The following is a 20,533-nucleotide window of genomic DNA, read 5'->3' as shown; positions in this document are numbered from 1 at the left end:
CAGGGCTTGCGCAAGTTCCCGGGATCGCCCAACTGGCGTGAGGATGCCGCGGGTTGGGGTGGACGACAGAGCGGACACGGGATCCGTGATCATTCAGGTGTCTAAGCCAAGTGATCAAAAGGGTTCCCGTGTCCGCTGTCTCATCTTCCCCGATCCCTGCCGTGTTGGCCAAGTTGGGGCCGCTCAATCCGGACGACATGCCTGACCTGCGATTCTTCCTGGAGGCGGTGCCCGATCCGCGCTCCCGGCGGGGCCGCTGGTACTCGCTGACCTCGATCCTGCTGGTCTGCGCGGCCGCCGTGGTCTCGGGAGCCCGGACCATCGACGAACTCGCCGAGTGGGGCGCCCGCGCCGACGCAGGGCTGCTCGCCGCGCTCGGCGTGCGCCGTCACCTGCTGTGCTGGCGGCATGCGCCGTCCAGGTCGGCGATCGGGAGGGTCCTCGAGCGTCTCGACACCGACGCACTCGATGCGGCCGTGGGCGCCTGGTTGGCTCACCGCCACAGGGCCGCAGCCCCGGGCAGGCGACGGGTGATCGCCGTGGACGGCAAGGCGCTGCGGGGCTCCGCCCGCCTAAACCAGACCCGCCGGCATCTGCTGTCCGCCGTCACCCACGGCTGCCCGGTCACCCTCGCCCAGGCTGAGGTCGGGGCCAAGACCAACGAGACACGGCACTTCCAGCCTCTGCTTGCACCGCTCGACCTGGACGGGGACGTGGTCACTTTCGACGCGCTGCACTCCGTGAAGGCCAACGTCGCCTGGCTGGCCGAGACCAAGAAGGCGCACTACGTGGCCGTGATCAAGCCCAATCAGCCCACCGCCTGGGCCCAACTGGACGGTCTGGACTGGCATGCGGTGGCCATCCAGCACACCGCCTCGAACAAGGGACACGGCCGTCGCGAGTCCCGCTCGATCAAGACTCTGGCCATCGCCGACAACCTGGGCGGCATCGCCTTCCCCCACGCGAAGCTCGCCCTCCGCGTCCACCGCCGCCGCAAAGAGACCGGCAGGAAGGAGACCCGCGAGACCGTCTATGCGGTCACCAGCCTCGACGTCCACCAGGCGAAACCGGCCGAACTCGCCTCCCACCTGCGCGGACACTGGACCGTGGAAGCCCAGCACCACATCCGCGACCGTACCTTCGCCGAGGACGCCTCCACCGTCCACGCCGGCAACGCACCCCGCGTCATGGCCACCCTCCGCAACCTCGCGATCGGAGCCCTCAAAGCCCTCGGAGCGACCAACATCGCGAAGACCACCCGCGCCATCCGCGACCAACCCGAACGAGCCCTCCCCATCCTGGGCATCACCTACAAGCACGACCTCAACGGAACTTGATCAAGCCCTGCGCCGCTCGCACTTCCGAAATCTCTTGCACCAAGGTTGTGGTCCCCGCATGCCTCGATCTACCCGTTTCATACCCATATCAGCCGCAATAGGTGTGGCTGGTTCCCTGGCCCTCCTGTCCACCGGCTGCTCCAACTCGACCAACGACGCCTCCCCGGCCTCGACCGCGTCCGCGCAGCCGCACTCCGTCTCGGCGGACATCCCCGACACGGCCACGCCGCACAGCAGCGCCGCCTCCTCCTCGTCAGCTACCGGGCTCCCCAAGGACGTTGAACGGGCGGCGCGGGCCTTCACTACGGCCTACGCGGAGCACGATGCCCGCGACGGTGCCGACAGCTCGTACGCGGATGCCGGCGCTCGGGCAGCCCGGCTCGCCTCGGGGGAACTCGCTGGCGCGCTCGCCCAGAAGCGGCCGGGTCAAGAGGCCGCCTGGGCCGCCCTGCGGGCCGAGAAGGCACATCAGACGGCCAAGATCACGTCAGCAGTCGTCCCCGACGCCGCACCTGCGGCAACGGCCTCCTCCGCTCTCGTCCGCGTGAGCTACACCCTCACGACCGCCCCGAAGTCCGGTCACACGCGCAGCAGTAGCGAACAGCTCGCGCTCCGCCTGGAGCACACCTCCAAGGGCTGGCGCGTCACCGCCTTGCCCTGGGCGTGACGGGGCCGCGATGAACAAGGGCACGCAAGCTGGCCTGGGACTCGTCACGGCCGGGCTCATCACCGGTGTCGCCATGCTGACCACGTTCGGAGGGGCCGACAGCGCCTCCGCGCAGGAAGCCGGCCCGGGTGGCGGCATCACGACGGACGCTCCCGTGCCGGGCTGGGTCCGTGAGCTGATCAACAAGCACGCGGGCGAGTGCCCGCAGGTCACAGCCTCGCTCCTGGCGGCTCAGCTCTACACGGAAAGCCACTTCAACTCCGGCGCGACGTCACCCGTCGGCGCCCTCGGGATCGCCCAGTTCATGCCGGGGACCTGGGCCCAGCACGGCAAGGACGGCGACGGCGACGGGGTCAAGGACGTCCGCAACCCCGCCGACGCCATCGCCGCGCAAGCCGCGTACGACTGCACCTTGGCAAACGAGGTCAAGAAGGTGCCGGGCGACTCGACGGACAACATGCTGGCCGCGTACAACGCGGGCGGCGGCGCGGTGATCAAGTACGGCGACATCCCCCCGTACCCCGAGACCCGCAACTACGTGCGCAGCATCCGCGCTCTGGCCTCGAAATGGGCCGACGCCGTCAACCCGGACGCACCGGCCGGCAAGGGCGCCGCCCGCGCGATCTCGGCCGCGAAGACGGCCCTGGGCACTTGGTACCGGTGGGGCGGCAGTTGCGTCATGCCGTACGAGGGTGTGGGCGGCTGCGACTGCTCCTCGCTCACCAAGATGGCCTGGTCAGCGGCGGGAGTGAACCTGCCGCGAACCACGTACGACCAGGTCCACGCAGGGACCGCCGTCAAGGCCGTCTCCCAACTCGTCCCGGGCGACCTGCTGTTCAGCGTCCCGGGCAGCGCCGGCCCTGAGCACGTCGGCATGTACATCGGCGGCGGCCAGGTCATCGACGCACCGCACACCGGGGCTCAGGTGCGGATCAAGCCGCTCAGCTACTGGAAACCGCAGATCATCGCGATGCGGCACGTCGGCTAATCACACCAAAACATCCCAAACCATTCCTCACAGCACCAAGGGGCTAAACCATGCACAACCTCCTTTCTACCGCTGCCGATCCCTCCCTGCACACGACCCTCGCCGCCGGAGCCGATGTTGTGTCCGGCGTGAAGCCGGACTGGGGCCCCTTCGGGAAGCTCGGCGGCACGGCGAAGGTCATCCTGGGTGTCATCGCCGCCGTCGTCCTCGTCGTCGGCGCCGGTGCCTTCCTCGCCGGTGTCGGCAAGTCGAAGGGGTGGTTCGGTGAGGGCCACTCCACGATGGACAGCTCGCGCGGCAAGGGCATGATGGTCGGCGGCCTGACCTGCGTCTTCCTCGTGGCCAGCTTCGGCACCATCTTCGCCATCACGTACGGCATGGGTGTGTGACCCATGCCTATCCGATCCCGGAGGAACGTTTCCTCCTCGAAAGCCAGCGGAGCGCGCCGCTCGTCGGCCAAGCTCTGGGGCATCGCGGCTGGCGGCGCGGCCGTGGTCACCGCGGCCGGGGTGGTCGTCAGCATGACGACGGGCACCCCTCCGGCCACGGCACCCTCCGAGTCGGCACCCGCGCACTCGGCTCCGCAGGCGAGCAGGGAAGGCGTGCGGGAGCTGCACGGCGTCCCCGTCGGCTACCCGCACACTCGATCCGGCGCCAAGGCGGCAGCGGCCAACTACACGACGGTCAGCGGGAGCTCGCAGTTCCTCACGGACAAGGACGCGCGGCACCGTGCGGTGGCAGTTATGGCGGCCAAGGGCTCGGCTGAAGCGGCGGTGAAGAAGGCCGACCACGCTGCCGAGGACGCGGTCGGCTCCCTGCGGGGCGACACCTCCAAGGTCTCCGTCAAGAAGACCGTCGCGCGTACCGGTGTCCTCTCGGCGCATGTCCTGGGCTTCGACGCCCACGGGGCGATGGTGCGGCTGTGGACGACAACGGTTCGCGGCAGCACGGCCGGGCACGCGACACCGAAGACGGGCTTCCAGTCGGTGACGGTCACCCTCACCTGGGAGTCCGACGACTGGAAGCTGAAGGACAGTTCAGCCTCGACGGGACTGGTCGCTCCGATCGACGTGCGGCAGGCATCCAACGTACCGGGCGACTTCTCGGACTACGTTCCGGCCGCTGCAGAAGACCCCGTGCTGAGCGGCGCTGAAGACCGAAGTAGATTCCCGGCACCGTACGGACACAACGAGCGCGGCGCTCGTGCCGCTGCCGTCAGCGCCACCATGCTCTACGGCGACCCTCGGTTCTTCACCGATGAGGACTGGCGGCACCGGATGCTGTCGACCACGGCCGCGTCGAGCGTGCTGCACTCGGTCACCTCGGACACCGACTCGACGGCTCGTCTGGTCATGGAGAACCGCGGTGTCGGTGCGGACGGGACGACCGCCGACGGCAGCGAGCTGATCACGCGGACTGCGGCGCTCGCCACCCGCTCGATCTCCTACTCCGACCAGGCCGCGAGCATGGAGCTGTGGACGGCGTCGGTTGGGGGCGTAGCCGGGAAGGACGAGACGCAGCGCCCGCAGGTCGCCTTCCTGCGGATGACCGTGGATCTGGTCTGGGAGGACGGCACCTGGAAGACGGCGGCCGTCACCCCGTCCGAACCGCTCGTGCCGTCTCCGCCGGCCATGCAGGAGGCGGCCCCGGCCGACAGCTTCGCGGACGTGGGGGGTGCCAGCAATGCGCCTGCGACTGCGTGACGACGCCCCCGGCCTGCTGACCATCGAGCGGGGAGCGCCGGGTCGCTGGCGCCGCCGCCTCCAGGCGGTGGCGATGGTCAACGTGATCATCGGGTTCGTGTTTGTGCCCTCGGCGGTGGCGAACCCCTTCTGCTACATCCCGATGGTGTGTGAGGCGAAGGCGGCCATCGACTTCGTCAAGGACCCGCTGGGGTTCCTGCTCCAGAAGCTCACCGAGGCGAACATCTGGTTCCTGCGCAAGATGCTGGAGCTGATCCAGAACACCACGAAGATCGACCTGACCAGCCCCGGTTTCCTGAAGCAGTACGCGATCATCTTCGCGGCCTCCAGCCTGCTCACCGTGGCCCTCTGGTTGATCGCCGTGGCCAAGCGGGCGGTCCGCGGAGTCGCCCTGACCACCGCCGTGTCCGAGGCGATCGGCTTCCTGCTCCTCCAGTTCGTGGTCAACGCCATGACGCCGGGCGCAATCGCGCTGCTGATGAGGGCCATTGACGAAGTCACCGCCGTTTTCGAGCCGTACGCGACGAGCAACTTCAAACCGTTCCTGGAGAACATCCTCAAGGTCATGGCGGCCAACCCCACGGAGGGCGTGGGACAGCTGCTGGTCGTCAACCTCATCATGATGTGCGGCGCCCTGCTGATGTGGATCGAGCTGCTGATCCGCAGCGCGGCCATCTACGTGGCCGTCGCGCTCGGGCCGATCGTCAACGCCGGGCTGGTCGATCGCGACCTGTGGGGCAAGTCGAAGAAGTGGTTCGGCGCCATCTTCGCCATCGGCTTGAGCAAACCGATCTTGTTCGCCCTGCTGGGCCTCGGCGGCGCGATCCTCAGCGACACCTCGGGGAGCATGTCCGACGCGGTCTCCAAGACCCTGGTCGGCGCGCTGATCCTCCTGCTCGCCGTCTTCGCGTCCGCCACGCTCTACAAGTGGGTTCCTGCCTTCGGCGACGATATGGCCAGCCTCCACCACGACCGGAAGAGTGCACAGTCTTCCGGCCCGGCCGCCGCGATCGACGGCCCCGCCCAGCACGCCAACAGGGCGATGGGCGCACACGTGCAGGACTCCTTGGTCGGCGGCTCCAAGACCGCTGGCGCCAAGACCGCTGGCGCGAAGATGGGCGGCGGAACGGCTGTGGCCGGACCGGTCGCGGCCGGGCTCGCCGTTGCCAAGGCTGGCGTCGACATGGCGAAGAACAAGGCCACCAGTTCCCCGGGCGCGCAGGGCACCGACGCCGCCGGCGGCGGCAAGCCCGAACAGCCCGAAGGCCAGCAGGGCGGCGACGACACCGCCGGTACGTCCGGTGCACCGGCCGCCGCTCGCCCCCAGGGAGCGACCTCTGACCCGGTCGTCAGCTCTTCTCCGGACTGGTCTTCGGCCGGTGGCCACGCCTCGGCCGGACGCGCACCGGAAGCCAGCGGGGCACCGAGCACAGCACAGCCGCCCTCCCCGCCGTCACCCGGCGCGGGAACCTCGGGCCCGACACCGCCCGCCTCCCCTTCCTCCACATCAGGAACCACCTCGGGCTCCGGGCCCTCCGTCACGCCCCCGCCGCCGTCGCGGCCCTCGGGCGGCCAGGCACCCGGACGACCGAACCCCAGCAAGGATCAGTGACCCTCCATGTCGACTCGTACGTATCAGTTCGGACAGCACCGCCCCACAGGGCTGGTCGGCCGCCGCGACCTCGGCGAACAGGTCGTCCTCGGCGGCGGAGCCGTCATCGGCATCCTCTTTGGCTACCTCTTCAACAGCGTGACGGCCATCGCCGCAGCGTGCCTGGTCCTGCCGATCCTGCTCGCCCTGGTCATCGTGTACGCCCCGTACCGGCCCAAGGGCACCTCCCAGCGGCGCACCCTCTACCGCTGGTGGCGGATCAACCGCTACCACCGCAAGGCACTCCGCCGTACCGGCGGCGTGTGGGTGTCCCCGGCTGTCGAGGCCGGCGTGCGTGCCAATGGCACGCCCCCGGACGCCGCTCTTGTGGAGCCGGAAGGGGTCACGGGCATGACGTGGGTGCCGGTCACGGTCCGTGGACAGCAGGCCGTCGTGGTCCTCCAGCCGGAGACCGGGTGCGTCACAGCCACTCTGGAGATCGCTTCGCCCGGCCTCGGCGGCAAGGAAGTGGGTGAGCAGATCGTCGCCCTGGAGCGCTGGGGTGAACTCCTCGACGCCTTCGGGAACGTCGAAGAACACCCGGTGAAGCGCATCCAGGTCCTGGCCCGGCAGATGAAGTCGGACCCCTACGCCCACCAGCGTTACATCGCGCAGCGCGACGAGTCAGCCGCGACGACGGACGCCCCGCAGTGGCTGAAGGACTCGTACGACGTACTGGCCAATGCCGTCTCCACCAGCGCCGAGGAACACCGCTACTACATCACCATCCACGCCCGGTTCACCCGCGACCTGGCGGCCGAGGGCGCCGCCCGCGGTACCGGTGACGAAGGGATCGCCGCGGCCATGGCGGCGTACCTGGATGAGCTGTGGTCCCGCGCGGAGGACGCCGACCTCTCCGTGATCGCGCCCCTGGACGAAGGACGGATGACCGCGTTCATCCGCAACTCCTACGACCCTGACCACGCCATCTGGGACACCGACCTCCGACAGGCGCACGCCTTCCCCCGCAACGTCGACGTCCGCGACGGTGCCCACGTCGCCACCCGCGCGGCAGGCTCCACGGGCAGCTGGTACCACGCCACGGCCGCCGTCGTCGGATGGCCCACGACCCCTGTCGGCCCCGACTTCCTCTCGCCTCTGCTGATCGGGATGCCCGACGTCATCCGCACCATCGCGATCACGCAGCAGCTCGAACCCAACGACAAAGCCGTGGAGCGGATGCTCGCGGAGGACACGAACAACCAGGCCGAGATCGACCGAGACCGCAAGCGTGGCAAGAACGTCGACCCGCGGGACCAGATCGCCGCCAGCGCCACCGGCTCACGCGGCATGACCCTGGCATCCTCCGGCGCGGCCGGCTCCGCCGTCGTCGGCTACATCACCATCTCCTCGCGCAGCGCCGAAGAGCTGGAGCGCACCAAGCGCACCACCGCCTCCCGCGCCCGCAACGCGCACCTGCGGATCGAATGGCTCGACCTCGAACACGCCCGTGCCTTCGCCACGACCCTGCCCCTCGCCGGAGGCATCAAGTGACCGACCTCCTCGACCTCGCCCCGCTGTCGCCGACGCACGAGACGGTGCGCCGTCCCCTCTACACCGAGACGACCACCAGCCAGGCCCTGTACCTGCCGATCGCCCCGCCGACCCTCGGCACGGCGGGCGCGATCATCGGCCGGGAGCTGTACTCGGGCAAGGCGTTCATCTACTGCCCGTTCTCGGCGTTCGGTGACGGCCTGCCCGGCGGCAACATGATCGTCATGGGGGACACGGGCCGGGGCAAGTCGGCCCTGACCAAGACGTACGCGGCCCGGCAGATCCGCCTCGGGCGTCAGGTCGTCGTCCTCGACACCAAGGAGCAGAAGGAGCGCGAAGAAGGCGAGTGGGCCGCGCTCGGCCGCTCGCTGACCGGCAAGGCCCCGGTGAAGTTCACGCCCGGCGGCGGCCGTGGTGCCTCGTGCATCAACCCGATGGACCCGGCCATCGCGGGCAAGCGGCAAGTCGAGCTGGTGCGCACCATCGTTGAACTCGGCCTCGGCAAGGCCCTGGATGAGTTCGCCGGCTCCGCGCTCCGCATCGCGATCCGCCGGGCTCACCAGCGGGCGGGAGATCTCGGCCGGACCCCGGTCCTGGCCGACGTCGCCGCCGCGCTGCGCTCTCCGGAGGAGTCCGACGCGACGGCCAAGCAACGCACGAGGGGCGAACTCCTCGGTGACGGCCTGGAGGCGTCCTACGTCCTGGACCGACTGTGCGGCAGCGAACAGGACGACACCGGCGACCTGACGGGCATGCTCGACGGCCCGACCAGCCTGGGCGTGGATCTCGACGCCGACATGATCGTTTTCGACCTGACCAAGGTCCCGTCCGGCGGCGTCGCCATGACCATCCTCGTCGCCGTGATCTCGGTCTTCCTCGAAGAGGTCTGGCTGCGCCCGCTGTGCGAATGCGGCACGGAGCCGGGGCAGCACGACCGCGTCGTGGTCGACGCGAACTCAGGAGCCTGGGAGCTGGGGCCGAACCCCGGCTCCGGCTGCCGCCGCTACACGCAGCGCAAGCGCATCCTCGTCTGCGAGGAAGCCTGGCACATCCTCGGGACCCCCCAACTCGCCTCGCTGCTTGAGAAGTTCCTGAAATTCGCACGGGGATACGGGCTGAGCTGCATCTTCATCGTCCATCACCTGTCCGACATCGACGACAGCCCGGAGACCCAAGCGGCGTTGAAGATGGCCGACACCATCGTGATCTACAGCCAGAAGAAGGCGGAGGCGGAAGCGACGGTGGCCCGGCTGGGTCTGCCGTCCTGGACGGCCGAGCACATCATGCGCCTGCGTCGCGGAATCGCGCTGTGGAAGGTCGGCGAGGTGATCTACCCCGGCGTCCAGCACCTCTTGGTGGAGGCCGAGCAGTACCTGTGCTTCTCCTCCGGGTCGATGACCGACCTGACCAGCACCTCCCCGGACGCCGAATGAGCGGATACCGCCGCCCCTCGACCGCCGACCCCTTCCACGCAGACTCAGAACGAGCCCTCGCCATGACCGTGACCACTGACCACACCACGCTTCCCGCCGACGAGCGCGCGGTGCGACAGGACATCGACCAGCTGCACGCCGAAGCGCTCGACCTCGCCCGGCGTATGAAGGAACTGGCCCTCGTGCTGGACCACGGCGACTACTCCGCCGCTGGAGGACGCGTACGTACGGCCGTCGCCCACGTCTGGCGGGCCGCCGAGGATCTGCACAGTGCCTTCCACACCGCACCCCCGCGCTGTGCCGGGCCCGACGCGTCGATGTCGCGGCTGTGCGGCCGGCGGATGCGCTACCTGGCGGCCCGCGTCGCCCGGAGGGCCGAGTAATGGACATCACGCCCGGCGGAATCTCCCTGGCCCTGTACGCCGTGACGGCCGTGTGCGCGGTGTCCCTGGTGACGCTCTGGTTCCTGCTGAACCGCGGACGGCGCAACGCCGGATTCGCGAGCAAGGCACAGCTCAAGCGCCAGATGTCGGCCAAGGCGGTCTTGAAGGCCACCGAGATCCGGCCCTCCCTCACCAGCGACGACGGCCACCCCAGCCGCGCAGCCGGGGTGAGCTTCGCGAAGGACCGCTCCGCCGCTCGCTGACCTCTCTCCTCGTCGCCCACCTCGCACCGGAGTACGTCATGCACCACCCCCTCGATCCTCACGATTTCGGCTACTCGCTGGGCACCTCGCAGCGCCCGAAGGGCGTCGAGCTCTGGTCCCGCGCCGACAAGGCATGCCGGGTCATCGGCCCGATGGGCAGCGGAAAGACTCTGCGGTTCTTCGCCCCGCTCGTCCGCCGCTGGGCCGGGCCGGTTTTGGCCACCTCGACCAAGCCCGATCTGGTCGAACTGACCCTCGACGCGCGGCAGCGGGACGGTCGCCCCGTCGCCGTCTTCGACCCGCAGAACATCGCGCCGAGCCTCCCGCGCTTCCGGTGGACGCCGATCAACGGCGCAGCCGACACAGAGGTGGCGATGATGCGCGGGAAGGCGTTCGTCGCGGGCTCGCGCACCTCCAACGGTGCCGCACAGTCCAGCGAGGGCAGCTTCTTCTACAAGGGGCAGGCGTCCAAGATCCTCGCTGCCTTCTTCCACGCCGCCGCCCTCGACGGCGCCTCACTTGACTGGGTTCTGCGATGGGCCCGCAAGCTGACCGACCCGGCCCCCCTCAGCATCCTCAACGCTCACCCGGGCGCTGGCCCCGGCTGGGCCGACATGCTACGCACGGCCACCACGGGCGACAGCCGCACCGTCGGCAACACCGCCTCGACCCTCGACGCGGCCCTCGAACCCTTCATGCACCAGTCGGTGATCAACGCCCTTCAGGGAGACGGAGAGGACCCCACGGACTTCGGCGCGTTCCTCGACGCCGGGGGCACGCTCTACCTCCTCGGCAAGGACAGCGAGGTGAACAGCGTCGCGCCACTGACCACCGCGATAGCCGAAGACCTTCTGGATTTCGCGGAGGCGCACGCCCTCGCGTCCCCGGCCGGTCGGCTCGACCCCGCACTCCTCGCGGCCTTGGACGAGGCGCCGAACATCGCGCCTATCCCCTCCCTCCGCCAACGCGTCGCCGACGGCCGGGGACGCGGCATCACGGTTGTCTACGGCCTCCAGGCGTGGGCGTCGGCTCGTGCCCGCTTCGGCGAGGACACCGCCAAGGAGCTGGCGGCCTTCACCAACAACGTCATCGTCCTGCCGGGCGACAAGGACCCCGACTTCTTGAAGGACATGTCTGACCTGTGCGGTCAGGTCGAGCGAGAGCGCACGACGAAGACCACGTCCGGCGGGGACCGCGGCGGTCACTCGACGGCCACGCACATGGCGCTCGAACCCGTCCTTCGAGGAGACGAGATCAGGGGCCTTCCCGAGGGGCACGCCCTGGTCCTCGCGGACAACCTCCCGCCGATCGTCTCCCGGCTCGACGGCATGTGGACCTGGGATTCCTGGGCCGAGATCGAGGGTCACGTCCGTGACCTTCGAGCCGCCAATGAAGCCGAGCGGAACCGGCGGGCCACCGAGAAGAGGAACCAGGCCAAGGCCCACGCGGTGTCGTGGGCCGGCCGTGAAGGAGCGGCTGCCGCATGATCGAGACCCTGACCCGCTTCGAGTCCTTTCCCGAGCCGCCCGCACTGATCCTGGAGTACATCGCGGAGCGGAGCACGGAGGAGTCCGTGGCCGCCGACGGTCCCGTCCCGTGGGACATCGGCGCCCTGCCAGCAGAGCTGATCAAGCCGATGCCCGTGTGGCTCGATTCCGTGTGCCGCTGGCTGAACCGGACGTACGCCTGGCAGCCGCAGGACGTCATCCCGCCCTGCTGGGCGAAGCACGAGGGCCTGGCATACGAGATCGTGGCCCTGGCCTTCGCCAGGGGAGACGCGTATACGGAGGCGGGCTCGTCCGTGATCTGGCATGAGCAGTACGACCGATTCCTCACCCGAATGAATAAGACGTTGGGCAAGGCAGGCGACGAATGCCGCGTCGGCAAGCACGACGACCGTCCGGCGCGTTTCCAGCTCGCGGCCTGGCCCACGGCCAAGAGCGAGGACACGGGATCTGCGGGACGAGTCGAGGAGATGGCCGGATGATGACGGACCCGAGCATGGTCTTCTCGACGGACCCTCGTCACGGACTGGTGGCGCGAAGCGGCTGGGAGCAGGAGGAAGCCCGGACCGTGCTCCGTGATCTCGGTTGGGAGTGGACGGAGGAACTGCACGCCCTCGTCCCACCGGACGACGTGCCGGAGGTCGACGCGGGCCTTCAGGCAGTGGAGGAACTGCACCTGCATGGACACCGGACCGGGTACGCCGTTGGGCCTTACGGCACGATGCGGTTGACCCTGGATCGCGCGGAGCAGGTGTTCACGAGTGTCACCGCTCGGGAATCTGCTGCGACCGAGCCGGGCCGAGCACTGGCAGAACCGCGGTCGACCTACGGTGATGCGGCGGCCCTAGAATGGGCTGAGACCACCACGATTAGCTCCGAGCATCCGGCGTTCTAGCACGAGCTCCCAACGGGCCAGTTCTGTCATACCTGCACCACTGCATCGGGCGCCTGGGCTCTGGGTTCTGGGCCCCGTGCTCCTTCCTTCTCGTCGTTGGTAAGAATGGGCGACCGGGCCCCGGGCCATGCGACCGCCTTGCTGGTCGCGTGCGTGGCCCGAGGCTCGTGAGTGCGGACTCTCGGCTGCGGCAAAGATCGTGGGGCGCGCTGGCGGATTCAGCCGGCCAGCATCGACTACTCCCACCCGTGCTCGGTGAGCGCTCCGTCACCTTCCAGGTAGGCGAGGAGCCCCTTCTCCGGGTACTCGATGATGTCCTCGGGCAGTTCGTGGACGCTGAACCACTCCAGCCCGAGGCACTTCTCTGGTTCCCGGTTGACGGGCTCTCCGCTCCACTGGGTGGCTTCGAAGAAGAAGCCGATTCTTTCGACTTCAGCGCTCTGCCGGTGGTGCACGACGTGCACCATCCGCAGGTGCGCGGGATCGACCGTCACGCCGGTCTCCTCCTGCAGCTCGCGGGCAGCCCCGACGCGCAAGGGCTCGCCCTGGTCGAGCTTGCCCGAGGGCATGTGCCATCGGCCGTAGCCGTAGGGTCCGCCGCGCTGGGAGAACAGCAGTTTGTCGCCTGCGCGCAGGATGACGTGAGTGTCGATGACGGGTTCTGCGAGTAGTTCCGGTGTCATGGTCCCTGGGATGTTGTCGTCGTCGGTGAGCCCGTCGACGCTATCGAGGAACCGGACACGGCGTCGGCGATTGTGGCCGCAACCTCCGATGGGGTGGCTTCGCCGGTATTCACCACGAGCACCTTCACGTTGGCCGTCATCAGGGTCTGGGCTGCAGCTTCGTAGAGGACGACCTCGCGGCGGGGCGCGGTCGGATCGCGGTGGAATCGGTTGTGCGGGCCGCGCGCGGCAATCCGTGCGGCAATGAGACCAGGGCCCGCTGTCAGGATGACCGCCAGGTCCGGCATCAGTACGTTCGCGTTCAGGTCCAGCAGGAACTTCAGTGGTACGCCGTCGAGTTGCTGCATGACGAGCGTCGAGGCGAGGTACCGGTCGGTGATGACGGTGTCGCCGTCAGCCAGTCGGGGCCTGATCTCGTGCTCGACGTGCTCGTACCGGTCGGCTGCGACCAGGCAGGCCAGGGCGTGCCCCCGGATGTGACTGAAGTGCGCGCTGATGAAGCTGCCGAGCTCGCTGGTGGTGGGCTCCACGGTCCGGTGCACGGGAACACCCCGGCCGGCCAGCTCGGCGTGCAGCGCCGCAATAGTGGTGGACTTTCCGACCCCGCTGGGGCCGTCGACCGTGATGAACGCCCCGTGTCCCGTCATCACGCTGCAGCTCCTTGCGTGGCCTGGTTGCGCTGGTGCTGCTCGCGGGTGAGCGTGGCGAGGGTGGAGCGGACCCGGGCCAGGGGGACATCGCCAAACTGAATGTCCACCGAGAAGTTGAACTCGTCGCGTTGGCGCATGGTCTCGTCGGCGCCGTCGCTGGTGAGGTCGACGTCCCCGTAGGCCAGCAGAGCGTCAGGGCTGTGGCCGGCGTCCGTGAGGGTCGTCCAGATGGGAGTGCCGGGATAGGGCCGGAACTCGAACACGCTGGCGCGTATGTCTCCCGGGCTGCTGTCGGCCAAGGCCCAGAGATTTCGGATGTGGCGGACAGTCGCCTCGATGTCGTCGTGGGACTCGCCGGGGAAGCCGAGGATGAAGTAGCCCTTCACGCCGATGCCGTGCTTGACCAGGCGGTGGGCGACGCGTTCGGTCATCTCGGCGTCGATCCGCTTGTCCATGGCCTTGAGGATGCGGTCGCTGCCGGACTCGATGCCGAGAGCGACTTCGCGCAGGCCGTTCAGGACCAAGCGGTCGAGCTCGCCGTCGCTGAGCCGGTTCAGGACGTTGATTCGGCCGGTGGCGTCCCACACGTAGCGCTCGCCGATCCGGTTCTGGGTGAAGGCGACCATCTGTTCGTCGATAACCCGGCCCGCGCCGAGGAACAGGTCGTCGACGAAGCGGAAGGCCGTCACGCCGTACTCGGCGTGCAGCTGGTCGAGCTCGCCGATGATGTTCTCGGGAGAGCGCACGCGGATGCTGAGGTCCGGGTTGGCGCTGACCGCGGCGCCGCAGAAGGTGCAGTTGTACGGGCAGCCGCGGCTGCCGACGATGTTTGCCTCCCTATGGCCGGTACGGGCGGCGTTCTTCAGCAGGTCCGTGCCACGGTTCCGGGCCAGGCGGCGGTCCGTCTCCGTCGGCGCGGCCTGGTAGGGGTCCTGCGGGAGGAAGGCGCGGTTCACATACGGCAGAGCGTTGATGTCCGGGCCGAGCATCTGCGGGTTCGGCTTCCCAGCCGGGATGCCGGCGGCCCGGGTGCCGAGCAGCGGGTCACGCCAGAGCACGCCGGGCAGTTCACGGCGGCGCTGCTCGTCCTCCAGGAGCGCGGCGACGCGAAGCTCTCCCTCGCCGAGTACGAGGGCCCGCAGGTTGGTCATGCGGGGGTCGGCCAGGATGCGGTCGGGCATGGCCTTGGCGTGGTGTCCGCCGACCATCAGGGCGATGTCGGGGGCGAGGTGGGCCGCGATGCGTGCGGACATCTCGTAGGTGGGGGCGAGCAGGTTCATGGCCGCCCACCGGGGCCGGGCCGCGTTGACGAGTTCGGCGGTCTCGACGATGCCCAGCCCGTGCGCCTCCGCGTCAAGCACCGCCACGTTGAAGCCGGCCCGCTGGGCGTACGTGGCGATGTACGCCATGCCCAGCACCGGCAGGGTGTAGTCGTTCGTGCGGGGGCGCTGGCCGTAGTCGCGCAGCGGCGCGTTCACGAAGATGGCATCGAGGGCGCGTGTCGGGTCAGCGCCGGAAAGAAGGGGTAACGGCTGCATCGATCCTCCAGTTCAGCGGGCATGGGAGCCCCAGGTGAGCGTGGAAAGGGTCAGGGTGTGCAGGGCAGTGCGGTCGGAGCCGGCCATGCCGGTCCACATCGGGCCGAACGCCTTGTCTTTCTTGTCCGGCCAGTCATGAGTGGGCGCGATCTGCGCGGCCCAGGTGCGCACGGCGAGGTCGTCGTGCGGGTAAATGCTGAAGTCGCCGGTGAAGTCCGTTGCGGCTGCCGCTGCGGTCCACGGGCCGATTCGGGGGATGGCGGTGAGCGCGGCCGCGAGATCCTGCGCGTTCAGAGTGAGCCAGTCGGCGGCGTGCATTTCGTAGTGCTCAGCGGCCGCTCGCAGCGCACTGCGGTGGAACTTCGCTCCGATGCTCTCGAACTGCTCGTCCTGCAGGGCGAGGACTTCCTTGGGCGTGGGAGCGGTGGCGGCGGTTCCGTAGGCCTTGCACCATGCCCGGTAGAGCTTGCGGGCCTGCCCGGCGCGGACGACCTGGCGCAGAATCGCCGTGGTGATCGCATCCCAGAGCCACGGGTTGGCGAGGCGCTGGGAGACGCCAAGAGCGTCGAGGCCGGCCCTGAGGCCGGTTTCGACGGTCTCAGGAAGGCACGCGGGATCAGTGGTGACGAACCTTGGCTTCACGTCCTCGGTGCCTTCCACACAGACCGTGTGCAGGCCGTTTCGATCCCACGACAGGGCCCAGATGCCGGTGGCGGTGCGTACGGCTCGCGCGCGGCCACCTGCCTCGGTCTCGACCCAGGCAGGGTGGTCGGTCGTCAGGACGGTCATGGTGGTGCTCCTCGTGTTGTGCGGTTGTTGCGCCGTAGCCTCTCGTGTCGCGGGCAATCGGTGTGCGCGACTGCGGAAAGCCGAGCGGCATCGCTCAGGGTCAGGGCCTCCGGCCTACTCGCTGCGGGTCAGTTTCGACGGCGTCAGGGAGACCGAGATCGATCATGGTTTTGGTATTGGTGACTACGCCCACCGCGTGGTGGCGGGCGTAGTTGGCGAGAGCGAGGGCCAGCTTCGGCTCCGAGGCCATGTCCCGTTCGGATGCGGTCAGGTAGCGCACCAGCTCGGGCGTGAGCCGGGCGCGCCCCTGGAGCAGGCGAAGGCTGTCCGGCCCGTGCTCGTCAACCAGTTGCGCAGCGTGGACCGGATCAGGCTTCTCGACCAGCGCCGCCATGGTGCGATCCGGTCCTGTGCCGGCGCAGATAATCACCCCGTGGCTGCTGGCGCCTTGCAGGGTGAACGGTCCCGCGAGGACTGCCGGGACGCCCCGGAGTGCGGTGGCCATGAGCTCGGAGAGAGCTGTGTGGCTGGGGTCGACGTTGTCAGCGAAAGCCAGGCAGATGTTCCCGGTGTTCAGGTGTTCGGCACCGTTCAGCGCGGAGGTGATGTCGGCGTAGCGGCCGTGCTGGGCAATGAAGTCGACCTGCATGCGGTCGGTCAGCGGGTGATGGCCGGCAGGTTGGTGCGCGAGCTGTCGGTATCGGGCCTGGGCGCCAGGGGCGAGGACCTGCCGGGTCCATTCGATGAGCGGAGCGTAGTACGGGTGGTGCACAACGACGGCGCGATCAGCCCCCATCGTGGCGGCCTCCTCGAGCACGTGAAGGAGGCCGGGGCGCCCCTGGACCGGGCGGAGTTCCTTGGGCAGGAACGGGGACCAGCCTGCCACGCGGGTGCCGAGTCCTCCGGCTGCGATGACAACCGCAGTGGGACGCTCATTCATCGGTGTTCCCCCCTGCCCGGGTGGGTGGGCGCTACGGTCTGGGGATGCATACACGTGTGACGGGCGTCGTCATTGAGGACGGCGCGATCCTGCTTCTGGACCAGGACACGGACAGCAAGCGGTCGTGGAGCCTGCCGGGAGGCAAGGTCGAGAACGGCGAGACTCTGGCCGAAGCCCTGGTTCGGGAGATGCGGGAAGAAACCGGCGTCGAGGTCGAGGTCGGGCGCTTGCTGTACCTGTGCGACAACGTCAAGGCTCATGTCGTTCACGTCACCTTCGAAGCCCGGCGGATCGGCGGGCAGATCGGGGCAGTCATCGAGGGCGCGGATACACGCCCGATCCGGCAGGTCGCGTTCGTCAAGATCGGCGACCTGCCCGGCTTGGGATTCAGCGAGACGTTCGTGAAGCTCTGTCAGGAGGACTTTCCTGGCGCCGGCTCGTACATGGGCCCCAAGTCCGCGATCGGCCTATGAGCTCGGCTCGGCCGCGGTCAGTGCAGTGACCAAACGCCGGTCCAGTTCGCCCAGAGAGCGGGCTGGACCGGCAAGGTCATCAATCCAGCCGTTGAGGCGGTGCGCCAGCTCCCAGGCGCCGAGCCCGGTCGCCTGAGTGGTGTCAGGGTCGCGGACAAGGCGGATACCGACGCCACGCGAGGAGCCCAGCAAATACCTCGACCGCTCCGCCTGGATCGCCGCCCTGGTGCCCGGGGTGTTCCACGCCGCACCGAACAGGAAGCGCTGCTCGGGACGCTCCGCGCCCTGGGCGGGGCCGTCGCTGCACCAGGCCTGGAGGTTCCCCACCAGGTGGTGGACCTGACCGGCACCGAGGCCTGGCTCGACGACACAGGACGCGTCCCCTATCGCGTAGGCGCTGTTGCGCGCCGACGGCGCTCCTAGGCTGGCTTCCAGCGCTTCTGCTCGTGTGGGCAGACGCGCCCCCGACCATGCGGCCATGACGGCTGCTCCCACCCACGTGACCCAGTACGCCGGGTGCGCCTCGAAGCCAGGACTCACCGCCCATCGCCGCTCCTTGGCATCGAAATGCAACCGGCCGCCACGTTCGTGCGGCATCGGGCACAGCAGGAGATTCGTGCCGCACTGGGTGTTCGGCATTCCAGCTACGTGCAGCATGGTCAGGAGGTCGGCCATTTCAGCGTTGGTGACCAGCGTGTTCCGCCAGGACACACCAGCCATCGGGCAGTAGCCGGGAAGCGGCACCTTCGGCCCGGCTGCAGCTGGCCGCTCGGCCCGGCGCGGGCGTGCGACCGGTTCGTGCAGCTCGTACAGGTAGTCTCCGGCCAGCCATTCGGCAGCAGTCGCGATGACCTGCGGATCGAGCGTCTGCGCAGCGCGGCCAAGGGTGGCATTGACGTGTTCGCTCACCAGTTCCGCCGTACGACAGTCCAGGCCGGCGACGAGTTCGCTCTTGTGCCTGTTGGTGGCAAACGTGGAGTCAGTGGCGATGGGGTTGGTGGGCCGCGGCTGCTGCACCTTGGCCGGCAGGTCGACGTTCAGCAGGGCGGCGATTCGGCCCAGAGTGCCCGTGGGGTCTGTGACGTGCTGCTCGTACGAAACGATGGTGTGGGCCCGTCCCTTGAGGGCGCGGGCCAGCAGCAGCGCGTTCACAGCCATCAGGCGCCCCAGCGCGATGGGTTCCTCGGGGTCGTCCTGCGGCAGGAGCAGTTTGAACTCGTCGCGCCACCGTGCAGAGCGTGCAGTCACTGCGACCTGGGCGTACCGCTCGCCGTAGCCCCAGCGCTTCCAGAGGCGTCCGCGAGCAAAACTGGAGGCCACCCCGACCGGAGCACGGGTGAGGACCAGCACGGGAGAGTGGGGCAAGAGCGTGAGCGTGGTGTCCGTGGAGAAGAAGAGGTTCGTCTCCTTGACCAGGTGCCGCGGATGCCCATAGAGATCGCTCAGTGCACAGGCCAGGTGGTGCTGCTCGAGCTCACCGAGCCAGGCGCCCCCGGTCAGTTCGAGCGGAATGCGGTTGTACGGGGAAGTCGGGTGCTTTCTGCTGAGCTGCTGACGGAACGGTTCGTTGTGCTGGGGCATTTCGGCGCGCAACGAGTCGGACAACCAGTTCGACCCGACGCGCTCGAAGGTACCCAGGGCTAGCACTGGCGCCGTCGTGTGCGCCAGGCTCCCAGCTTCGTATTGTCCGTGGAGCGCGGCCACCCGCCTGGCAAGGGTCGTGAGATCAGCTGTAAGCATTCATTCTCCTGGTGACTCGAAAATGCCAAGAGCTACATGGGCTTGATGGAGGCTGCGGTGACGACGAGAACGATGGCAATTAGGAACACCGCCAGTTGGCACACGCGTCGGAACATCGGCTACTCAGCCTGCGTCCGTGCTCGCGTCTGCGATTCGATCCCTGCGGACGTCGTCTCGGCTGCGAGCTTGTGGAGGTCGACGGGGGTGACGTCTTCGAGCTGTACAAGCTCGCGGGCGGCGTTGATCCACGCGTATTCCTTGTGACCGAACGGCCGCTCGATCAGCCGATTGCCGGGGCCGAGCTTCGGTGCGAGCGTTGACGGAGCGTGCAGGACACCGGCTACACCCCACGGTCGCGCGTCCTTGACCAGCACGGCGGTCCACCCCTGCCGAATGTGTGAGCACGCCTCGACGGACTCAAGTGCACACGAGAGACAGACGGGGGGTGAGTCTGTCGTTTCCCCGTTCGATATGACCTGCCCAGGGTCGAGAGCACGCATGAGGAACAGGTGCCGTTCGCCCCAGAACTTCCAGTGCTCGTCAAACGTGCTGTTGCCGCAGACCTGACACAGCAGGTGGGCCATGGCCTGGCGCTGGCGCATCGGGTGCACACCGGCGAGCGCTGGAGTCCCCTTCCCACGCGCGACTGCCCGGCGCACCCACAAGGCACCGTGCCGCCGGTCGGCGACTTTCCACTCGTCGGTGTAGCCGATGCCCCACACCCCACGGTAGGAGGCGCGGATCACCTGAGGGTGGAAGACCGTTTCGAAGCTCCATGTGGCGATGAACGGGACGTGTAGGCCGCGCCAGTAGTGCTGAACCCGGTCCCGGGCCGGGAGCACGCTGTCAGCAGTTGCTGGCATGTTCGCAGTTCCTTCCGGGTGTCAGCTGTCCGTAGGCGATGAAGGCGCGACGGTCGTGCAACCAGTGCAGGAAGTGCTCGTAGGCGTCGTCGGCGGTGGGCATGGCCTGTCGGCTGGTCGTGAGGATGCCGTCCACGAAGCCGGCTCCCGCGTGTCGGCAGGCCCGGTTGAATTCGGGCCGTATGTCGGTCGGCGTCGGGCCGCCGGGTGGTTGGTCGGTGAAGCGTTCGCGGTGGACACGCCAGTTCCGGCCCCCGGCGAACTCGTTGAGGAGAGCGTGCTCGGCTTCGACGTCGACGTCGGGCCCGGCAAGTACGTACGTGGAGACCCTGATGGGACGGTGCAGTGCGATCGTGGAGACGGCGCTCTCGAAGAAGCTGCGGCGCAGGGCTGCGAGTCTGCTGCCAGCACTCAACCGCCGCCGTGGAACCTCGCGGTCGTAGTACGGCCAGTCGTCGTCGATCTCGTCGGCGGGGACGATCTCCAGCACAGCATCCTCCGGTGCAGCTCTGCACAGGGCCGGCCCTGGTGCCGGAGC

General features: G+C 68.7%; 22 protein-coding genes. 14 read left to right on the top strand and 8 right to left on the bottom strand.

The window, feature by feature from the left end:
• The first annotated feature begins 197 nt into the window (after nucleotides 1-197).
• The 13 genes from B9S57_RS27505 to B9S57_RS27445 all read left to right on the top strand — a co-directional run bounded on the left by B9S57_RS27505 (nucleotide 198) and on the right by B9S57_RS27445 (nucleotide 12,319).
• Nucleotides 198-1,337: an ISAs1 family transposase gene (locus B9S57_RS27505; RefSeq protein WP_103515314.1), complete on the top strand. Its 1,140-nt coding sequence runs from the start codon at nucleotides 198-200 to the stop codon at nucleotides 1,335-1,337.
• 103 nt (nucleotides 1,338-1,440) lie between these two features.
• Nucleotides 1,441-2,004 (top strand): hypothetical protein, encoded by a 564-nt coding sequence (locus tag B9S57_RS27500; protein ID WP_103759888.1) that lies wholly within the window; start codon nucleotides 1,441-1,443, stop codon nucleotides 2,002-2,004.
• 10 nt (nucleotides 2,005-2,014) lie between these two features.
• Nucleotides 2,015-2,992: a bifunctional lytic transglycosylase/C40 family peptidase gene (locus B9S57_RS27495; RefSeq protein ID WP_103759887.1), complete on the top strand. Its 978-nt coding sequence runs from the start codon at nucleotides 2,015-2,017 to the stop codon at nucleotides 2,990-2,992.
• Between the two features lie 50 nt (nucleotides 2,993-3,042).
• Nucleotides 3,043-3,381, top strand: a complete 339-nt coding sequence (locus B9S57_RS27490; protein WP_103759886.1) for a hypothetical protein — start codon at nucleotides 3,043-3,045, stop codon at nucleotides 3,379-3,381.
• A 3-nt stretch (nucleotides 3,382-3,384) separates the two neighbouring features.
• Nucleotides 3,385-4,695 (top strand): hypothetical protein, encoded by a 1,311-nt coding sequence (locus tag B9S57_RS27485; protein WP_258036659.1) that lies wholly within the window; start codon nucleotides 3,385-3,387, stop codon nucleotides 4,693-4,695.
• Nucleotides 4,676-6,307, top strand: coding sequence for a hypothetical protein (locus B9S57_RS27480; protein ID WP_258036658.1), 1,632 nt, complete (start codon nucleotides 4,676-4,678; stop codon nucleotides 6,305-6,307). The genes B9S57_RS27485 and B9S57_RS27480 overlap by 20 nt, the downstream gene beginning before the upstream one ends.
• A 6-nt stretch (nucleotides 6,308-6,313) precedes the next feature.
• Nucleotides 6,314-7,840 carry an SCO6880 family protein gene (locus B9S57_RS27475; RefSeq protein ID WP_103759885.1) on the top strand — a complete coding sequence of 509 codons (1,527 nt, stop codon included), beginning with the start codon at nucleotides 6,314-6,316 and terminating at the stop codon, nucleotides 7,838-7,840.
• Entirely contained in the window at nucleotides 7,837-9,273 is a 1,437-nt protein-coding gene (locus B9S57_RS27470) for an ATP/GTP-binding protein (RefSeq protein WP_103759884.1), read from the top strand. Before B9S57_RS27475 ends, B9S57_RS27470 begins: the two co-directional genes overlap by 4 nt.
• A gap of 62 nt (nucleotides 9,274-9,335) precedes the next feature.
• Nucleotides 9,336-9,656 (top strand): DUF6238 family protein, encoded by a 321-nt coding sequence (locus B9S57_RS27465; protein WP_258036657.1) that lies wholly within the window; start codon nucleotides 9,336-9,338, stop codon nucleotides 9,654-9,656.
• The gene (locus tag B9S57_RS27460) at nucleotides 9,656-9,919 is read left to right on the top strand and encodes a hypothetical protein (RefSeq protein ID WP_103759882.1); all 264 of its coding nucleotides are present in this window, start codon (nucleotides 9,656-9,658) and stop codon (nucleotides 9,917-9,919) included. Before B9S57_RS27465 ends, B9S57_RS27460 begins: the two co-directional genes overlap by 1 nt.
• 38 nt (nucleotides 9,920-9,957) lie before the next feature.
• Entirely contained in the window at nucleotides 9,958-11,406 is a 1,449-nt protein-coding gene (locus tag B9S57_RS27455) for a type IV secretory system conjugative DNA transfer family protein (RefSeq protein WP_103759881.1), read from the top strand.
• On the top strand, nucleotides 11,403-11,906 hold the full coding sequence (locus tag B9S57_RS27450) for a hypothetical protein (RefSeq protein WP_103759880.1): 504 nt from the start codon (nucleotides 11,403-11,405) through the stop codon (nucleotides 11,904-11,906). The genes B9S57_RS27455 and B9S57_RS27450 overlap by 4 nt, the downstream gene beginning before the upstream one ends.
• A complete protein-coding gene (locus tag B9S57_RS27445) occupies nucleotides 11,903-12,319 on the top strand; it encodes a hypothetical protein (RefSeq protein ID WP_258036656.1) in 417 nt (138 codons plus the stop codon). Before B9S57_RS27450 ends, B9S57_RS27445 begins: the two co-directional genes overlap by 4 nt.
• A 236-nt stretch (nucleotides 12,320-12,555) precedes the next feature.
• Here the strand turns inward: B9S57_RS27445 and B9S57_RS27440 are convergent, their stop codons facing one another.
• The 5 genes from B9S57_RS27440 to B9S57_RS27420 all read right to left on the bottom strand — a co-directional run bounded on the left by B9S57_RS27440 (nucleotide 12,556) and on the right by B9S57_RS27420 (nucleotide 16,919).
• Nucleotides 12,556-13,002: an NUDIX domain-containing protein gene (locus tag B9S57_RS27440; RefSeq protein ID WP_103759879.1), complete on the bottom strand. Its 447-nt coding sequence runs from the start codon at nucleotides 13,000-13,002 to the stop codon at nucleotides 12,556-12,558.
• Complete coding sequence (tmk, locus tag B9S57_RS27435; protein WP_103759878.1) at nucleotides 12,999-13,649, bottom strand: dTMP kinase; 651 nt, start codon at nucleotides 13,647-13,649, stop codon at nucleotides 12,999-13,001. Before tmk ends, B9S57_RS27440 begins: the two co-directional genes overlap by 4 nt.
• Nucleotides 13,649-15,130 (bottom strand): B12-binding domain-containing radical SAM protein, encoded by a 1,482-nt coding sequence (locus B9S57_RS27430; protein ID WP_258036655.1) that lies wholly within the window; start codon nucleotides 15,128-15,130, stop codon nucleotides 13,649-13,651. Before B9S57_RS27430 ends, tmk begins: the two co-directional genes overlap by 1 nt.
• A 72-nt stretch (nucleotides 15,131-15,202) precedes the next feature.
• Nucleotides 15,203-15,979: a hypothetical protein gene (locus tag B9S57_RS27425; RefSeq protein ID WP_103759876.1), complete on the bottom strand. Its 777-nt coding sequence runs from the start codon at nucleotides 15,977-15,979 to the stop codon at nucleotides 15,203-15,205.
• 100 nt (nucleotides 15,980-16,079) lie between these two features.
• Complete coding sequence (locus tag B9S57_RS27420) at nucleotides 16,080-16,919, bottom strand: transcriptional regulator (RefSeq protein ID WP_146057822.1); 840 nt, start codon at nucleotides 16,917-16,919, stop codon at nucleotides 16,080-16,082.
• A 44-nt stretch (nucleotides 16,920-16,963) separates the two neighbouring features.
• Here B9S57_RS27420 and B9S57_RS27415 point away from each other — a divergent pair, with 44 nt between their 5' ends.
• Nucleotides 16,964-17,392, top strand: coding sequence for an NUDIX domain-containing protein (locus B9S57_RS27415; RefSeq protein ID WP_181011497.1), 429 nt, complete (start codon nucleotides 16,964-16,966; stop codon nucleotides 17,390-17,392).
• Here the strand turns inward: B9S57_RS27415 and B9S57_RS27410 are convergent.
• From B9S57_RS27410 to B9S57_RS27400, 3 genes are all read right to left on the bottom strand, one after another.
• Entirely contained in the window at nucleotides 17,387-19,132 is a 1,746-nt protein-coding gene (locus B9S57_RS27410) for a sulfotransferase (protein WP_103759873.1), read from the bottom strand. The genes B9S57_RS27415 and B9S57_RS27410 overlap by 6 nt on opposite strands.
• A gap of 119 nt (nucleotides 19,133-19,251) precedes the next feature.
• Nucleotides 19,252-19,995, bottom strand: a complete 744-nt coding sequence (locus B9S57_RS27405) for a hypothetical protein (RefSeq protein ID WP_181011496.1) — start codon at nucleotides 19,993-19,995, stop codon at nucleotides 19,252-19,254.
• On the bottom strand, nucleotides 19,979-20,485 hold the full coding sequence (locus tag B9S57_RS27400) for a hypothetical protein (protein WP_103759871.1): 507 nt from the start codon (nucleotides 20,483-20,485) through the stop codon (nucleotides 19,979-19,981). The genes B9S57_RS27405 and B9S57_RS27400 overlap by 17 nt, the downstream gene beginning before the upstream one ends.
• Between the last annotated feature and the right edge of the window lie 48 nt (nucleotides 20,486-20,533).

This window comes from Streptomyces sp. SM10, assembly GCF_002910915.1.
In the GTDB taxonomy this organism is placed as follows: domain Bacteria; phylum Actinomycetota; class Actinomycetes; order Streptomycetales; family Streptomycetaceae; genus Streptomyces.
This window is presented reverse-complemented; position numbering and strand designations above follow the sequence as displayed.

Excerpts from the sequence above, each read along its gene's own strand:
- B9S57_RS27405 (WP_181011496.1), bottom strand. The coding sequence starts at position 19,995 with ATGCCAGCAACTGCTGACAGCGTGCTCCCGGCCCGGGACCGGGTTCAG.
- B9S57_RS27415 (WP_181011497.1), top strand. The coding sequence starts at position 16,964 with ATGCATACACGTGTGACGGGCGTCGTCATTGAGGACGGCGCGATCCTG.
- B9S57_RS27455 (WP_103759881.1), top strand. The coding sequence starts at position 9,958 with ATGCACCACCCCCTCGATCCTCACGATTTCGGCTACTCGCTGGGCACC.
- B9S57_RS27440 (WP_103759879.1), bottom strand. The coding sequence starts at position 13,002 with ATGACACCGGAACTACTCGCAGAACCCGTCATCGACACTCACGTCATC.
- B9S57_RS27450 (WP_103759880.1), top strand. The coding sequence starts at position 11,403 with ATGATCGAGACCCTGACCCGCTTCGAGTCCTTTCCCGAGCCGCCCGCA.
- B9S57_RS27460 (WP_103759882.1), top strand. The coding sequence starts at position 9,656 with ATGGACATCACGCCCGGCGGAATCTCCCTGGCCCTGTACGCCGTGACG.
- B9S57_RS27480 (WP_258036658.1), top strand. The coding sequence starts at position 4,676 with ATGCGCCTGCGACTGCGTGACGACGCCCCCGGCCTGCTGACCATCGAG.
- tmk (WP_103759878.1), bottom strand. The coding sequence starts at position 13,649 with ATGACGGGACACGGGGCGTTCATCACGGTCGACGGCCCCAGCGGGGTC.
- B9S57_RS27465 (WP_258036657.1), top strand. The coding sequence starts at position 9,336 with ATGACCGTGACCACTGACCACACCACGCTTCCCGCCGACGAGCGCGCG.
- B9S57_RS27425 (WP_103759876.1), bottom strand. The coding sequence starts at position 15,979 with ATGACCGTCCTGACGACCGACCACCCTGCCTGGGTCGAGACCGAGGCA.
- B9S57_RS27485 (WP_258036659.1), top strand. The coding sequence starts at position 3,385 with ATGCCTATCCGATCCCGGAGGAACGTTTCCTCCTCGAAAGCCAGCGGA.
- B9S57_RS27445 (WP_258036656.1), top strand. The coding sequence starts at position 11,903 with ATGATGACGGACCCGAGCATGGTCTTCTCGACGGACCCTCGTCACGGA.
- B9S57_RS27505 (WP_103515314.1), top strand. The coding sequence starts at position 198 with ATGCCTGACCTGCGATTCTTCCTGGAGGCGGTGCCCGATCCGCGCTCC.
- B9S57_RS27475 (WP_103759885.1), top strand. The coding sequence starts at position 6,314 with ATGTCGACTCGTACGTATCAGTTCGGACAGCACCGCCCCACAGGGCTG.
- B9S57_RS27490 (WP_103759886.1), top strand. The coding sequence starts at position 3,043 with ATGCACAACCTCCTTTCTACCGCTGCCGATCCCTCCCTGCACACGACC.
- B9S57_RS27420 (WP_146057822.1), bottom strand. The coding sequence starts at position 16,919 with ATGAATGAGCGTCCCACTGCGGTTGTCATCGCAGCCGGAGGACTCGGC.
- B9S57_RS27495 (WP_103759887.1), top strand. The coding sequence starts at position 2,015 with ATGAACAAGGGCACGCAAGCTGGCCTGGGACTCGTCACGGCCGGGCTC.
- B9S57_RS27410 (WP_103759873.1), bottom strand. The coding sequence starts at position 19,132 with ATGCTTACAGCTGATCTCACGACCCTTGCCAGGCGGGTGGCCGCGCTC.